The organism is Micromonospora nigra (assembly GCF_900091585.1).
Taxonomy (GTDB): Bacteria; Actinomycetota; Actinomycetes; order Mycobacteriales; family Micromonosporaceae; genus Micromonospora; species Micromonospora nigra.
Genome location: NZ_FMHT01000003.1, coordinates 4840219 through 4855453, shown reverse-complemented (window position 1 = coordinate 4855453; position 15235 = coordinate 4840219). Strand labels below are relative to the sequence as shown.

The 15235-nt window shown below is 73.6% G+C and carries 12 protein-coding genes; 8 read left to right on the top strand and 4 right to left on the bottom strand.

The features are described from left to right. Positions 1-283 precede the first annotated feature (283 nt). From GA0070616_RS21140 to GA0070616_RS21120, 5 genes are all read left to right on the top strand, one after another. On the top strand, positions 284-847 hold the full coding sequence (locus GA0070616_RS21140) for a TetR/AcrR family transcriptional regulator (protein ID WP_175440147.1): 564 nt from the start codon (positions 284-286) through the stop codon (positions 845-847). Further along, positions 844-1671 carry an oxidoreductase gene (locus tag GA0070616_RS21135; RefSeq protein WP_091085906.1) on the top strand — a complete coding sequence of 276 codons (828 nt, stop codon included), beginning with the start codon at positions 844-846 and terminating at the stop codon, positions 1669-1671. Before GA0070616_RS21140 ends, GA0070616_RS21135 begins: the two co-directional genes overlap by 4 nt. Before the next feature lie 77 nt (positions 1672-1748). Next, positions 1749-2579, top strand: a complete 831-nt coding sequence (locus tag GA0070616_RS21130) for a universal stress protein (RefSeq protein WP_091085903.1) — start codon at positions 1749-1751, stop codon at positions 2577-2579. Between the two features lie 105 nt (positions 2580-2684). Further along, entirely contained in the window at positions 2685-5078 is a 2394-nt protein-coding gene (locus tag GA0070616_RS21125; protein ID WP_091085899.1) for a phosphoketolase family protein, read from the top strand. Positions 5079-5091: 13 nt separating this feature from the next. Next, positions 5092-5961, top strand: a complete 870-nt coding sequence (locus GA0070616_RS21120) for a universal stress protein (RefSeq protein WP_091085896.1) — start codon at positions 5092-5094, stop codon at positions 5959-5961. A gap of 37 nt (positions 5962-5998) precedes the next feature. On the opposite strand, the gene GA0070616_RS21115 is transcribed toward GA0070616_RS21120, so the two are convergent. Next, entirely contained in the window at positions 5999-7807 is a 1809-nt protein-coding gene (locus tag GA0070616_RS21115) for a heavy metal translocating P-type ATPase (protein WP_425413006.1), read from the bottom strand. A gap of 262 nt (positions 7808-8069) precedes the next feature. Here GA0070616_RS21115 and GA0070616_RS21110 point away from each other — a divergent pair, with 262 nt between their 5' ends. Beyond that, the gene (locus GA0070616_RS21110) at positions 8070-9077 is read left to right on the top strand and encodes an Acg family FMN-binding oxidoreductase (RefSeq protein ID WP_091085888.1); all 1008 of its coding nucleotides are present in this window, start codon (positions 8070-8072) and stop codon (positions 9075-9077) included. Between the two features lie 98 nt (positions 9078-9175). Next, positions 9176-10846 carry a sensor histidine kinase gene (locus GA0070616_RS21105; RefSeq protein ID WP_091091329.1) on the top strand — a complete coding sequence of 557 codons (1671 nt, stop codon included), beginning with the start codon at positions 9176-9178 and terminating at the stop codon, positions 10844-10846. 31 nt (positions 10847-10877) lie between these two features. Here GA0070616_RS21105 and GA0070616_RS21100 read toward each other — a convergent pair whose 3' ends face one another. After that, positions 10878-11516, bottom strand: coding sequence for a response regulator (locus tag GA0070616_RS21100; protein WP_091085885.1), 639 nt, complete (start codon positions 11514-11516; stop codon positions 10878-10880). Positions 11517-11766: 250 nt separating this feature from the next. Here GA0070616_RS21100 and GA0070616_RS21095 point away from each other — a divergent pair, with 250 nt between their 5' ends. After that, entirely contained in the window at positions 11767-12738 is a 972-nt protein-coding gene (locus GA0070616_RS21095; RefSeq protein WP_091085881.1) for an Acg family FMN-binding oxidoreductase, read from the top strand. Between the two features lie 55 nt (positions 12739-12793). Here the strand turns inward: GA0070616_RS21095 and GA0070616_RS21090 are convergent, their stop codons facing one another. Then, the gene (locus tag GA0070616_RS21090) at positions 12794-13798 is read right to left on the bottom strand and encodes an NAD-dependent epimerase/dehydratase family protein (RefSeq protein WP_091091325.1); all 1005 of its coding nucleotides are present in this window, start codon (positions 13796-13798) and stop codon (positions 12794-12796) included. 333 nt (positions 13799-14131) lie between these two features. Continuing rightward, entirely contained in the window at positions 14132-15151 is a 1020-nt protein-coding gene (locus tag GA0070616_RS21085; protein ID WP_091091320.1) for a LacI family DNA-binding transcriptional regulator, read from the bottom strand. Positions 15152-15235 lie beyond the last annotated feature (84 nt).

The following is a 15235-nucleotide window of genomic DNA, read 5'->3' as shown; positions in this document are numbered from 1 at the left end:
GTACCGGGGGGATGCCCCTCACGGCGCCGGGACCATGTGTAACCACCGACCGGCCCGACCCATTCCCCGGAACCCACCGGGGGGTCGCGGCACCCGAGGTGGCACGGGCCCTGCTCGATCAGCCACCCCACACAACCACCCCCACCCACCCGCCATTCCCACCAGCGGGCGACCCCGACCACACCCCGAAACCGGACACCGGGCCCGTCAGGGCGATCACCGGACACGGACAGCACAGGCGACCAACTTTGACGATCTGACAGATCATGCAATAATCGTCAGCATGTCAAGCGACCGGCTGGAGACGATCCTGACGGCGGCGTACGCGTGCTTCACCCGGCACGGGATGCGCCGCACGACCATGGACGACATCGCCGCCGAGGCCGGCATGTCCCGACCCGCCGTCTACCAGTACGTCCGCAACAAGGACGACGCCTTCCGCCGGCTCGCCGAACGCCTCTTCACCGGATCCCTGCACCAGGCACGCCACCTCGCCCAGGCCCCCGACCGCACCCTGGAACAGCGGCTGTACGACGTGCTCGCCGCGAAGTTGGAGCTGACCCTCACCCTGCACCGGGACAGCCGACACGCGACCGAACTGCTCGACACCAGCGCGAAACTCACCGGCGACCTCGCCACGACGTACACCCGGGACATCACCGACGTGGTGGCCGGGGTGCTCGCGGAGACCGCCGGCCCCCGGGCCCGGGCCGTCGCCGACGTGCTCGTCGCCCTGACCCGCGGCCTGGAGGCCGACGTCACCAACCCCGACCTGCCCCGGCAACGACTGCGCGCCGGCGTCGCCCTGACCGTCGCCGGCCTGATGACACTGGGAGACCCCGCATGACCACCACCGTCCTGATCACCGGCACCTCCTCCGGCATCGGCCGGGCCACCGTGCGCCGGCTCGCCCGCCGCCCCGACCTGACCGTCTACGCCACCGCCCGCAAGGTCGAGGCGATCGCCGACCTGGCCGGGGCCGGTGCCCGCCTGGTCCCCCTGGACGTCACCGACGAGGCGTCGATGCGCGCGGCGGTCGCCGCGATCGAGGCCGACCACGGCCAGGTCGACGTCCTGGTCAACAACGCGGGCTACGGCGAGTACGGCCCGATCGAGGAAACCCCACTCGACCGGGTCCGGGCGCAGTTCGAGACGAACGTGTTCGGGCTGAGCCGACTCACCCAGCTCGTCCTACCGGGAATGCGACGGGCGGGTCGGGGCCGGATCATCAACGTCAGCTCCATGGGCGGGCGCGTCGTCTTCCCCGGCGGGGGCTACTACCACGCCAGCAAGTACGCCGTGGAGGCGATCTCCGACGCGCTGCGCCAGGAGGTGCGCCCCTTCGGCATCGACGTGGCGATCGTCGAACCGGGCCTGATCCGCACCGGGTTCGGGGCCGTCGCCGCCGGGTCGCTCGGCGCGCGGGAGCAACCCTCCGGCCCGTACGGGAAGCTGGTCGCCGCCGTCGATGCGACGATGACCCGCTCGTACGGCAACAGGCTGCTCGCCGCCAGCCCCGAGACGGTGGCCCGGGTGATCGAGCGGGCGGTGACCGTCCGCCGTCCGCGCACCCGCTACCTGGTGACCGTCGCGGCGTGGGCGATGGTGCACAGCCGCCGCCTCCTCGGCGCCCGGGTCTTCGACACGGTCAACAGACTGCAGTTCCGCTGAACCACCACGCCGACCGTCGCCGCCACGACTAGCCTCGACAGGGGAACCGGGCGCGACACCTGCGGAGGTGATGTCGGATGGCGGCAGCCGCCGACGCCGCGGTGTTGGTCGGGGTCTCCTCCGAGCGCACCTTCCCGGCGGTCCGGGTGGCCGCGCGGGAGGCCGCCCTGCACCAGCGACCCCTGCTCCTGCTGCACGCGTTCGACTGGGACTCCGCGTTCGAGGCCCCCTCGGTGGTCGGGCCACGGGCGCAGGCCGAGGAACTGGTCTCCCGGGCGGCGGCGGTCGCCAACGAATGCGAGCCGGCGCTACCGGTGGGCGCCGAGATCGTCGAGGGTTCGGCGGTGACGACCCTGGTCCGCAGGTCCGTCTCGGCTTTCCTCGTCGCCGTCGGGGACAGCGGCATGGCCGGCCACGACCACCGCGTGTTCGCCGACGCCCCGGCCGTGCAGATCGCGGCGCGGGCGGACTGCCCGGTGCTGGTGGCCCGTCACGAACCACCCCCGCTCGGCCCGGTGCTGGTGGGCGTCGACGGATCCCACCTCTCCCGGCTCGCCCTGCGCTGGGCGTTCGACTGCGCCTCGCGCCGCCGGTCCCGCCTGCTCGCGGTGCGGGTGGTCGAGCGCGGTGAGACCGACGAACAGGCCACGGACCGGCTCGCCCGGATCGTCGCCGACTGCGCGGGCCGACACCAGGACGTCGCCGTCGAATGCCACGCCATCCACGGCGAACCGGGGCACGTGCTCGTCGACCAGTCCCGCTCGGCGCAGGTCGCGGTGGTCGCCGCGCGGGGCGACGAGCCGCGGCGGGGGATGCTCGGGGCGGTGGCCCAGTCCCTGCTCTACCACTCCCCCGCGCCGGTGATGGTGGTACGCGGTCTGGTCAACGGGGCCCAGCAGCCCGGCTGACGCGGGACCATTGGCCCTGATCCACATCCGTCGACAGGACGATCCTGGACGTGCACCACCAGTTCGAGATGCGAAGTCCCCCGACCTGCGAGAGGCTCAGTCAGCATGGAAACCGCTGTAGACCTGCACAGCCCCCTGACCGAAGACGAGCTGCGCCGGCTGGACGCCTACTGGCGGGCGGCGAACTACCTCACCGTCGGGCAGATCTACCTGCTGGACAATCCCCTGCTGCGCGAGCCGTTGGCCCCGGAACACGTCAAGCCGCGGCTGCTCGGCCACTGGGGCACCAGCCCCGGCCTGAACCTGCTCTACGCCCACCTGAACCGGGTCATCGTCGCCCGTGACCAGCAGGCCATCTTCGTCACCGGCCCCGGCCACGGTGGTCCGGCCCTGGTCGCCAACACCTGGCTGGAGGGCACCTACAGCGAGCTGTACCACCACATCGGCCGCGACGAGGCCGGGATGGCCAAACTGTTCCGCCAGTTCTCCTTCCCCGGCGGCATCCCGAGCCACGTGGCACCGGAGGTGCCGGGTTCGATCCACGAGGGCGGCGAACTGGGGTACGCGCTGAGCCACGCCTACGGCGCGGCGTTCGACAACCCGGACCTCCTGGTGGCCTGCGTGATCGGCGACGGCGAGGCGGAGACCGGGCCGCTCGCGGGCAGCTGGCTGTCCAACGTGTTCCTGAACCCGGCCCGGGACGGCGCGGTGCTGCCCATCCTGCACCTCAACGGCTACAAGATCGCCAACCCGACGGTGCTCGACCGGATCCCCGAGTCCGACCTGGTCGACATGATGCGGGGCTTCGGCTACCAGCCGTACGTGGTGGCCGGCGACGACCCCGCCACCGTGCACCAGACCCTCGCCGCCACCCTCGACCGGGCACTCGACGAGATCGCCGCGATCCAGCGCAGGGCCCGCTCGGGCGGCACCGTGGAGCGTCCCCGCTGGCCGATGATCGTGCTGCGGACGCCGAAGGGCTGGACCGGCCCGCACGACGTCGACGGCAAGCGGGTAGAGGGCACGTACCGCTCCCACCAGGTCCCGCTGTCGGCGGTCAGGAACAACCCGGCGCACCTGGCCGAGCTGGAGCGCTGGCTGCGCAGCTACCGGCCGGAGGAACTGTTCGACGCCACCGGCGCACCCGTGGCCGAGCTGGCGGCGCTGCCCCCCACCGGCGACCTGCGGATGAGCGCCAACCCGGTGACCAACGGCGGCGTCGTGCTGCGCAACCTGGTCCTGCCGGACTTCCGGGAGTACGGCGTCGACGTCACCCGTCCGGGTCAGCCCGTCGCCGGGGCCACCGGCGAGCTGGGCAAGTGGGTCCGCGACGTGATCAGCGCCAACCCGCAGACGTTCCGCCTGTTCGGCCCCGACGAGGTGGCCTCGAACCGGCTCGGCGCGGCGTTCGAGGTGACCGACCGGGCCTGGGTGGCCGGCACGGTGCCCGGCGACGACCACCTGTCCCCCGACGGGCGGGTCATGGAGGTGCTCTCCGAGCACCTGTGCCAGGGCTGGCTGGAGGGCTACCTGCTGACCGGCCGGCACGGCATCTTCACCAGCTACGAGGCGTTCATCCACATCGTCGACTCGATGGTCAACCAGCACGCCAAGTGGCTGAAGGTGACCCGGGACATCCCGTGGCGGATGCCGGTCGCGTCGCTGAACTACCTGCTGTCGAGCCACGTGTGGCGGCAGGACCACAACGGCTTCTCCCACCAGGATCCGGGCTTCATCGACCACGTCATGAACAAGAAGGCCGAGGTGGTGCGCGTCTACCTGCCGCCGGACGCCAACACGCTGCTGTCCACCATGGACCACTGCCTGCGCAGCCGGCATTACATCAACGTGGTGGTGGCCGGCAAGCAGCCCGCGCCGAACTGGCTGACCATGGACCAGGCGGTGCAACACTGCCGTCGCGGGTTGGGCATCTGGGACTGGGCCAGCACCGACACCGGCAGCGAACCGGACGTGGTGCTCGCCTGCGCCGGGGACGTGCCGACGCTGGAGACCCTGGCGGCTGCGGACCTGCTGCACCAGCACCTGCCCGACCTGAAGGTACGGGTGGTCAACGTGGTCGACCTGATGCGCCTGCAACCGCCGTCGGAGCACCCGCACGGGCTGCCCGACTCGGAGTTCGACACGATCTTCACCGACGACAAGCCGATCATCTTCGCCTACCACGGCTACCCCTGGCTGATCCACCGGCTGACCTACCGGCGCACCAACCACGCCAACCTGCACGTGCGCGGCTACAAGGAGGAGGGCACCACCACCACGCCGTTCGACATGGTGATGCTCAACGACCTGGACCGCTTCCACCTGGTCATCGACGTGATCGACCGGGTGCCGGGGCTGGCCGCCCGCGCCGCCCACCTGCGCCAGGAGATGGTCGACGCCCGGCAGGCCTGCCGGGACCACACCCGCCGGTTCGGCGAGGACGACCCCCGGGTGGCGGAGTGGCGCTGGGTACGCGAGAGCGACCAGACCAACCGGTGAGGAGGCGAATCCGATGAGCAGCGACGAGATCCTGGTCGGCTACGACGGTTCCCCCGACGCGGCGACGGCACTGCGGTGGGCGCTGGACGAGGCGGGCCGCAGCGCTCGACCTGTCCGGCTGGCGTACGTCTTCGAATGGCTCACCGTGGCCGGCTGGATCGGCCCCGGCGTCGCCCCCGGCGTGTGGCCGGACGAGACAGCCCGCCGGCAGGTGGAGGAACTGGTGGCCAAGGCGGCCGGCGACGCCGCCGCGACACATCCCGACATCACGGTGCACGGCGAGGTGCTCGACGGGCCACCGGCCCTGGTGCTGGAGGAACGGTCCGCCCGGGCCGCCCTGCTGGTGCTGGGCAGCCGGGGGCACGGCGGCTTCGCCGGCCTGCTCGCCGGGTCCACCGCGGTGGCGGTCAGCGCGCACGCCCACTGCCCGGTGGTCGTGGTGCGGGGCGGAGCCGTCGAGGGTGGTCGCGCCGGCCACGTCGCGGTGGGGGTGGACGGCTCCGAGTACTCCCTGAAGGCGCTCGGCTTCGCGTTCGAGCAGGCCGCCTTCCGGAAGGTGCCGCTGCACGTGGTCCGGGCCTGGCAGCCGCCGAACGCGCCCTGGCAGCCGGAGCCCGACCCGAAGGTGGCATTGGCCGCCGAGGGTGCCGAGCTGGACGAGTCGCTGGAACGCTGGCGTACGGACTTCCCGGACGTGGAGCTGACCGTCGAGGTGGCGGTCGCCGCGCCCGCCCCGCTGCTGGTCGACGCCAGCCGCAACGCCCAGCTCGTCGTGGTCGGCTCCCGGGGCCACGGCGGGTTGAAGGGGATGCTGCTCGGCTCGGTCAGCCAGCAGCTGATCCAGCACGCGCACTGCCCGGTCGCGGTGGTGCGGGAACGCTGAACGGGTGTGACGCCGGCCGGACCACCTCCGGCCGGCGTCACGCGTTGCGCACCCCACCACCGAGCGCCCGCAGCGCGTTGAGGATGACCAGCACGTCGATGCCCTCCTGGAGGAAGGCCCCGACGACCGGCGGCAGGAATCCGGCCGCCGCGAACCCCATCGCCACGAGCGCCAGGCCCATGCCGATCGTGGCGCTCTGCACGGCGATCCGGCGGGCATACCGGGCGATCTCCACGGCGTCGGCGAGCGGGTCGAGCCGGTCCACGGTCAGCACCGCGTCGGCGACGTCGGCCGCCGCCGTCGCCCCGGTGGCACCCATCGCCACCCCCACGTGGGCCTCGGCCAGCGCGGGTGCGTCGTTCACCCCGTCGCCGACCATGACGGTCACGGCCCGTCCCGCCTCGGCGCGCACCCGGTCCACCTTCTCCGCCGGGGTGCAGCGGGCGAGCACGTCGTCCACCCCCACCTCCGCGGCGACCCGTCCCGCGACGACCGACCGGTCGCCGGTCACCATGACGATCCGGGTCAGCCCGGCCGCGCGCAGCCGACGCACCGTGTCCCGGGCGTCGGGGCGTACCGGATCCGCCAGCAGCACCGCCCCCAGCGGCCCACCGGCGTCGCTGACCCACACCACCGCCCAGCCGGCCTCCTCCGCCCGCGACCGGGCCTGCTCCGTCCACGCCGGTAGCTCGCCGGTGAGCTGGCCGACCCGGACGAGCCGCCCGTCGACCCGACCAGCGACGCCGCGTCCCGGCTCCTCGGTGACGTCCGTCGGCGTGACCAGCGGCAACCCCCGGTCGCGGGCCTGGCGCACGAGGGCGGCGGCCAGCACATGCGGAGAGAGCTGTTCGACGCTGGCGGCCAGCCGCAGCACCTCGTCCGGGTCGAGGCCGGGCGCCGTGACCTGTGCGGCGGCCCGGGGTCGGCCGGCGGTCAGCGTGCCGGTCTTGTCGACCAGCAGGGTGCGGGCCCGGCCCAGCAACTCCAGGGAGCCGCCGTCGCGGACCAGCACCCCCCGCCGGGCCACCCGCGACAGCCCCGACACGATCGCGATCGGGGTGGCCAGCAGCAACGGGCAGGGGGTGGCCACCACGAGCACCGCCACCGCCCGCACGAACTCCCCCGACAGCGCCCAACCCAACCCTGCCAGGGCGAGGGTGAACGGCACGAACGCCACCGCGTACCGGTCGGCCAGCCGCACCGTCGGGGCCTTGCGGGCCGTGGCCTCCTCGGCCAGCCGCACGATCCCCGCGTACGTGCTGCCGGCCGCGTCGGTGGTGGCCCGCAGCCCGAACGCTGCGCCAGCGTTGACCACGCCGCTGGCCACCGCCTCGCCCTCGGCGCGCTGGACGAGCCGGGACTCGCCGGTCACCACCGACTCGTCCAGGGTCGCCGCCGCCTCGGTGACCCCGTCGACGCCGACGACGTCGCCGGGACCGACGAGCAGCCGGTCACCGGCGGCCACCTGGTCCAGCGGCACCACCTCCACCCCACCGTCGGGAGTGCGCCGCCGGGCCGTCCGCGGGGCGTGGGCCAGCAGGGCACGCAGGTCCCGGGTGGCCCGCCGCTGGGCGTACACCTCCAGCGAGCGGCCGGTGGCCACCATCACCGCGATGACCGCGCCGGCGAGGTACTCGCCGACACCGAGGGCCCCGGCCAGCGCCAGCACCGCGATGACGTCCACCCCGAACCGCCGCCGCCACAGGTCGCGCAGCATCGACCAGACCGCCGGCAGCAGCGCCGCCGCCGTGGCCGCCGCCCAGACCGCGCCGGCAGCGCCGGGCCGGCCGGTGAGCCGCAGCACGGCCCCGCCCAGGACCAGCGCCGTCAGCCCGGCCAGCGGCATCCACTGCCACCAGCCCGTCCGGCCACGCCGCGCCGGCTGTTCCGGCACGCACTGTCTCGGTTGCGCCCCCACCAGGAGATCGTCGCAACCCCGGCCGGGGCACGGACGGTGGTCCGCGTAACCACCGAACCGACACACCGCCGCGCCGGGGACACACCCCGGGCCGTGCGGGACACCGTGGGATAAGCCAGGATGAACCCGACCCGCCCCCGCGGCCGTGACCGGGTGCGGCAGGATGGGGAGACACGGAAAGGTCGTGACGATGAGCCACCAGACGCCGGCGACGGACCACCCGCTGACCACCGCACTCGCGGAGGCCGCCGCGATGGCCGGCCACGCCCCGTCGGTGCACAACACCCAGCCCTGGCGGTGGCGGGTGCTGCCCGACACACTGGAACTCCGGGTGGCCGCCGACCGGCGGCTCACCGCCACCGACCCGGAAGGGCTGCTGCTCGCCCTGAGCTGCGGCGCGGCCCTGCACCACGCGCGGCTCGCGCTGGCCGCCGAGGGCTGGACGGCGACGGTGCACCGACTGCCCGAGCCGGGCGACCCGGACCTGCTGGCCCGGTTCACCGACCTGCGACACACCGGCGCCGAACCCGACGCGATGCACATGGTGCAGTGCATGCAGATCCGACACACCGACCGGCGGCCGGTCAGCGACGAGCAGGTGCCCGCCGTCGCGCTGACCGCCATCGCCGCGGCGGCCGGCCGGGAGGGCGCCCGCGTCCAGGTCCTCGGCCCCGACCAGATGCTCCAGCTGGCCGCCGCCGCCTCACAGGCGGCCACGGTGGAAGCGGAGGACCCGCAGCTACGCGAGGAACTGGACTACTGGACCAGCCGCACCGGCGGGTCCGGGCTGCCCCCGGAGGTGCTGCCCGAGCAGGCCCCGCAGACCACCGTCCCGGCCCGTGACTTCGGTCGTCCCGGCACCCTGCCCGTGGGGCCGGGCCACGACCGGGCCGCCACGTACGGGCTGCTCTACGGCGACGAGGACGAACCGGACAGCTGGCTGCGCGCCGGGGAGGCCCTGTCGGCGGCGTGGCTGACCGCCACCCGGCTCGGGGTGTCGGTGGTGCCGCTGAGCGGGGTGGTGGAGGTCCCCGGCACCCGGCAGACGCTGCGTCAGTTGCTGGCCGGCCTCGGTCACCCGTACCTGGTGCTGCGGCTGGGGATCGCCGATCCGGCACACGCCGGCCCCTCGCACACCCCCCGCCTGGAGCGCGCCCAGGTGGTGGACACGTCCGCCGTCGACGGTCACCGCGAGTAGCGACGGTGCAGGCCGGATCGCGCGGGCGATAGCATCCTCGGGTGGTCGCCAGCACACCGAACCCCCGCCAGCAACCGCCCGCCGCCCCCTCGCTGGGGCTGAGCCCGCTGTCCCGGGTTCGGCTCGACGAGCTGCTCCAGGAGATGCTGGACCGGGTGGGCGAGGTGGTCACCAGCCGGGAGCGGCTGCGGGCGCTGCTCGACGCGGTCGTCGGCATCGGCACCGACCTCGATCTGCGCAGCACCCTGCAACGGATCGTGGCGTCGGCGTGCGAGCTGGCCGGGGCCCGCTACGGCGCGCTCGGGGTGATCGGGTCGGACCGCCTGCTGCACGACTTCATCACCCACGGCATCGACCCGGAAGTGCACGCCAAGATCGGTGACCTGCCGCACGGCCGGGGCGTGCTCGGGATGCTCATCGACGACCCGCGCCCGGTGCGGATGCCAGACATCACCCAGCACCCGAAGTCGTACGGCTTCCCGCCGCACCACCCGCCCATGCACAGCTTCCTGGGCGTGCCGGTACGCATCCGCGACCAGGTCTTCGGCAACCTCTACCTGGCCGAGAAGCAGGGCGGCGCCGAGTTCACCGAAGACGACGAGGAGATCGTGGTGGCCCTGGCCGCCGCGGCGGGCGTGGCCATCGAGAACGCCCGGCTGTACGCGCTGGCCCACCGCCGGGAACGCTGGTTGGCCGCCACGGCGGAGATCACCACACTGCTGCTCGGCGAGGTGCGCCGCACCGACGCGTTGGCACTGGTGGCGCGACGCGCCCGCGAGGTGGCCGACGCGGAGCTGGCGCTGGTGCTGCTCTACGACGACGAGGCCGACCACTTCACCGTCGAGGTCGTCGACGGGCCCACCGACCAGGCGCGGGCGCTGGTCGGCACCGCCCTGCCGGCAGCCGACACCAGCTTCGCCGAACCGGTCGCGCAGGGCAGCCACCACCTGGTGGCGGACCTGGCACACGCCGCCCCCTGGCCGGCGGTGCTGCACACCGGGCCGGCGGTGGTGTCCCCGCTGGCCACGGCCGACACCCTGCACGGCGTACTCGTGATCGCCCACTCCCCCGACCACAAGGGCGTGACCGACGACGCCGTGGCCCTGCTGGGCAGCTTCGCCGGCCAGGCCGCACTGGCGATGGAGCGGGCCCGGGGGCAGGAGGAGCGGGAACTGCTGGTGGTTCTGGAGGACCGCGAGCGGATCGCCCGCGACCTGCACGACGTGGTGATCCAGCGGCTGTTCGCCACCGGCCTGCAACTACAGAGCGCCGCGCCGATGACGGCCAAGCCGGAGGTCGCAAAGCGGATCAACGCGGCCGTCGACGACCTCGACGCCACCATCAAGGACATCCGGCGCACCATCTTCGAGCTGCGCACCCCGATGAGTGCGGCGCTGCGCACCGAGATCCGCGAGGCGGTCTCGGTGGCCGCCGAGTCGCTGGGCTACCGGCCCCGGCTGGAGCTGAACGGGCCGATCGACAGCGCCGTGCCCGAGCAGGTCCGCCCCGACCTCACGGCCGTGCTCCGCGAGGCCCTGTCCAACGCGGTACGCCACGCCCAGGCGTCCCGGGTGTCGGTGACCGTGAACGTGGACGGCGGCCAGGTCTCGGTGACGGTGACCGACGACGGGGTGGGCTGCGACCCGGCGGCCGCGCGCAGCGGCCTGGTGAACCTGCGCGAGCGCGCCGAACGCCACGGCGGCGTGTTCGAGGTACGCCGAGCCGAGCCGAAGGGCACCGAGGTGCACTGGCAGGTGCCGCTGCGCTGATCCCGCCGCCCTCCTTCGCGGAGGCGGTGGGTCAGTGGGACTTACCGAGCAGGCGGGTCGCCAGCACCGCCGCCTGGGTGCGCCGTTCCAGGCCCAGCTTGGCCAGCACGCTCGACACGTAGTTCTTGACCGTCTTCTCGGCCAGGAACATCTTCCCGGCGATCTCCCGGTTGGTCAGGCCCTCGGCCACGTACTCCAGGATCCGCCGTTCCTGCTCGGTGAGTGACTCCAGCTCGCGGGGCTGCTCCACGCCGCTGCGGATGCGATCCAGCACGCGGGTGGTGATGGCCGGGTCGAGCAGCGACTGCCCGGCGGCGACGCGACGGACGGCGTCCACCAGGTCGGTGCCCCGGATCTGCTTGAGCACGTAACCGGACGCGCCGGCCATGATCGCCGCGAAGAGCGCCTCGTCGTCCTCGTACGAGGTGAGGATCAGGCCCTTGATCGAGGAGTCCACCGCCCGGATGTCGCGGCACACGTCGATGCCGTTGCCGTCGGGCAGCCGGGCGTCGAGGATCGCCACGTCGGGCCGCAACGCCGGGATGCGGCGGGCCGCCTCCTGCGCGGAGCCGGACTCGCCGACCACCTCGATGTCACCACTGTTGGTGAGCAGGTCGGCAAGGCCTCGACGGACGACCTCGTGGTCGTCGAGCAGGAACACCCGGATCATCCCTCGTTTCTACCCCGTCCGGCCCCCTCCCGCACGGGCCGAAGGTCCCCACCTCGCACACCCGACTGCGGAAACGGCCCGCCCGCGCGGGAGCCCCGGGTGACGATCGTGGCGGGTGGCACAACGCCATCCGGGACCTCGGGGGGCGTGGGGGCCCGGGGAGACGGGACGTCCGGCCCTGCGCACCGGGGGTGACTGAGGCGCACCGTGGAGGTGTAGCCAGGCGAGTCAGCCGCGAAGGAGCACGACCATGGACACCGGCTTCACCGTCGAGCAGATGCGGGCCGCCGCGACCGACGCGGTCCGCGCGCCGTCCCTGCACAACGTCCAGCCGTGGCGGTTCCGGCTACGGGACGGCGGCATCGAGGTCCTCGTCGACCAGACCCGGCATCTGCCGGCCACCGACCCGAGCGGCTGGGGTGCCCGGATCGCCTGCGGGGCGGCGCTGTTCAACCTGCGCCTCGCCCTCGCGGTGGCGGGCACGCCGGCCACGGTCCGGCTGCGCCCGTACCCCGCGGAGCCGGACGTCGTGGCCCGGCTGCTGCCGGACGTGCCGCGTCGCCCCACCCCCGCCGAACAGGCCCTGCACGCGGCCATCCCCCGTCGGTTCAGCAACCGCGCGCCGTTCTGGCCCGACCCGGTGCCCGCCGACGCCCGCTGGCGGCTCGGCGAGGCCGCCCGCGCCGAGCAGTGCTGGCTGGAACTGCTGATCGGGGTCAGCGCGGTCGCCGCGTTCGGCGAGATCGCCCACAGCGCCCACCGGGTGTTGGAACGCGACCCAGCCTACCGGGCGGAACGTGACGCCTGGGTACGCGCCGAGCAGTCCGCCGACGGGATACCCGCCGCCTCCGGGGGCCCGCAGACCGAGCCGCAGGACGTTCTGCCCTCCCGTGGCTTCGGCGGCCGGAACCGGGCACCCGGTCGGGACTTCGAGCCGGAGCCACTGGTGGCGGTGCTCGGCTCCCCCGGCAACACCGCCGTCGACCAGGTGGTCGCCGGCCAGGCGTTGCAGCGGATCCTGCTCACCGCCACCGACCTGGGGCTGTCGGCGTCGATGTTGTCCCAGCCGATCGAGGTGCCGTCGGCGCGGGACCAGCTCCGGCTGTCGCTGGGACGGTTCGGCACCCCGCAGATGGTGATGCGCATCGGCTACGGCCAGCCGGGCTGGCCCACTCCCCGCCGCGCCGTCGACGAGGTGGTGGACGTGCCGGTGCAGGCCTGACCCCCGCCGCAGGTCGGACTCTGGCCGCGGGTGCCGGCGACGGCCCCCGTACCGCCTACCCTGGCCCGTTCCCGGCGAGGAGCGTGGCCTCTCGGGTCGCGTCGATCCCGACGGCCGCCCGTCGTGGCCGTCCCGCGCGGGGTGGCACCCCACCCGCCGTGCGCAACCAGGTCCAGGTGTCGGCGACCGTCTCGGCCGCCGGCCGGCAGGACAGCCCCGCCGCGTACGCCCGCTCGACGTCGAGTTCCTGCAACCAGCGGTACGGGTGCCCCTCAGGGATCCAGATCGGCAGGTCGTTCCACGGTTCCACCCCGGCGTCGAGGATCGTCTGCGCGGCGGTCCAGCGCAGCCGGGCACCGGAGCCGGTGGCCGCGACGCACGCGTCGAGCACTCCGCCCATGGTGGCGTGCCCGGGTCGGCTCACCACGTTGAAGGTGCCGCCGACACCGCTCGCGCCGCGGTCGAGCAGGAAGACGGCCAGGTCGCGGACATCGACGTACTGCACCGGCAGGTCGGCGGGGCCCGGCGCGAGCACGTCGCCGCCACGGGCGATGCGGGTCAGCCACCAGGGCAGCCGGCCGATGTCCTCGCCGGGACCGAGGATCAGTCCGGCGCGGGCGATCGTCGCGCGGTCACCGAAGGCGTCCCGCACCGCCCGCTCGGCGCCGGCCTTGCTCCGCGGGTAGTCCACGTCCTCCGCGCCCGGGTCGGCCTCCACGACGGGCGCGTCCTCGTCGGAGCCGGGATGCACGGGCTCGGCGTACACCGAACCACTGGAGACGTACACGTGGTGGCCGACGCGGTCGGCGAGGGCCCGGGCGGCGTCGCGCGCCACCCGTGGCGCGCCGTCCCAGGTGTCGACGGTGACGTCCCACTCGCCGTCCGCGAGCGCGGCGAGGCCGTCGGGTGTCGTCCGGTCACCCCGCAACCGGTGTACGCCGGGCGGCACCCCGCCGTGCAGGCCCCGGTTGAACACCGTCACCGACCAGCCCCGGCGCACCGCCTCGGTCACCGTCGCCCCGCCCACGAATCCCGTTCCGCCCAGCATCAGCAGTCGCATGCAGCCACTGTGCCGGCCGTCGGTCGCGCCGTGGGTACCCGTCCGCCGACAGCAGATCTGCCCACGGCAGAACGGGTCCGGGTGGGGTGGGCCGCTCTCGGGCAAGGGCGGCCCACCCGGAACGCACGGTCGGAGCCGGACGACCGCACGGGTGTGGGTGAGGCCCACGCCGGGCACGCAGGCGATCACCTCGATCACCATCGTCGGCGTCGCCAGCGGCGACCGTCAACAACTTCCGGAAAACTATCGCTGTCTATTCCCGGTCGGATCACGCGGCCGACGGAGCTGACGGTCCGGCCGTACGAAGCCAGGACCTGGGCAGGGCGGGCCAGGTCAGGTGCGGGGTGGGGCGGCGCTGTCCCGCACCACCAACTCGGTGGCCAACTCCACCCGAGGACTCTCGATCTTCTCCCCGTTGGCCAACCGCAACACCGTACGCGCCGCCAACATCCCCATCTCCGCCAACGGCTGACGCACCGTCGTCAACGGCGGCGAACACCACCGCACCTCAGGCAGATCGTCGAACCCCACCACCGACACGTCATCGGCCACCCGCAACCCCCGCCGCCGCACCGCCTCGTACACCCCCAACGCCATCTGGTCACTCGACGCGAAGATCGCCGTCGGTGGCCCGGAGAGCCCCAGCAGATGCGTGCCGGCGGCGAAGCCGGCCTCGTGGTAGAAGTTCCCCGGTCGGATCAGCGCGTCGTCGAGCGGCAGGCCCGCAGCCTCCAGGGCGGCCCGGTAGCCGTCCAGCCGGGCCCGACTGCACATCAGCTGCGGCGGACCCGCCACGAAACCGATCCGCCGATGCCCCAACCCGATCAGATACTCCGTCGCCCGCAGACTCCCGACCCAGTTGGTCGCGCCGATCGTCGGCGCGTGCTGCGGGGGGACGCCGTCGGCGTCGACGAGCACGAGCGGCACGTCGAGGCGGCGCAGCTCGTCCTGCAGGGGCGGCTCGACCCTCGAGGTCACGAAGATGGCCCCCTCGGTGCCCCGTCGACGCATCCCTTCGAGCCACTGCGCGGCCGAGGACGTCTGGCGGTGGATGGCCGACACGACCGTGCCCACCCCCGCCGCGTGCGCCACGTCCTCCACCCCACGGATGATCTCCACCGCCCACGGACTGTCCAGATCGTTGAACACCAGATCCACCAGACCCGAACTCGCCCGCGTACTCTGCGGCCGACGCCGGTACCCGTGACGCACCAACAACTCCTCGACCCGCTCCCGGGTCTGCGGAGCCACATCCGAACGCCCGTTCACCACCCGCGACACCGTCGGCACCGACACCCCCGCCAGGTCGGCGATCGTCGCGATGGTGACTCTGCTGGTGCCTCTCGCGACCACGGACAGCTCCCTCGCGCATACCGGTACGGCGTCGAGGCGGGTGTGCTCGACGCGGCGCGACCGGCGGTCGGTCACCGGCGGCCC

Excerpts from the sequence above, each read along its gene's own strand:
- GA0070616_RS21100 (WP_091085885.1), bottom strand. The coding sequence starts at position 11,516 with ATGATCCGGGTGTTCCTGCTCGACGACCACGAGGTCGTCCGTCGAGGC.
- GA0070616_RS21115 (WP_425413006.1), bottom strand. The coding sequence starts at position 7,807 with ATGCCGCTGGCCGGGCTGACGGCGCTGGTCCTGGGCGGGGCCGTGCTG.
- GA0070616_RS21135 (WP_091085906.1), top strand. The coding sequence starts at position 844 with ATGACCACCACCGTCCTGATCACCGGCACCTCCTCCGGCATCGGCCGG.
- GA0070616_RS21110 (WP_091085888.1), top strand. The coding sequence starts at position 8,070 with ATGAGCCACCAGACGCCGGCGACGGACCACCCGCTGACCACCGCACTC.
- GA0070616_RS21140 (WP_175440147.1), top strand. The coding sequence starts at position 284 with ATGTCAAGCGACCGGCTGGAGACGATCCTGACGGCGGCGTACGCGTGC.
- GA0070616_RS21095 (WP_091085881.1), top strand. The coding sequence starts at position 11,767 with ATGGACACCGGCTTCACCGTCGAGCAGATGCGGGCCGCCGCGACCGAC.
- GA0070616_RS21125 (WP_091085899.1), top strand. The coding sequence starts at position 2,685 with ATGGAAACCGCTGTAGACCTGCACAGCCCCCTGACCGAAGACGAGCTG.
- GA0070616_RS21120 (WP_091085896.1), top strand. The coding sequence starts at position 5,092 with ATGAGCAGCGACGAGATCCTGGTCGGCTACGACGGTTCCCCCGACGCG.
- GA0070616_RS21130 (WP_091085903.1), top strand. The coding sequence starts at position 1,749 with ATGGCGGCAGCCGCCGACGCCGCGGTGTTGGTCGGGGTCTCCTCCGAG.
- GA0070616_RS21090 (WP_091091325.1), bottom strand. The coding sequence starts at position 13,798 with ATGCGACTGCTGATGCTGGGCGGAACGGGATTCGTGGGCGGGGCGACG.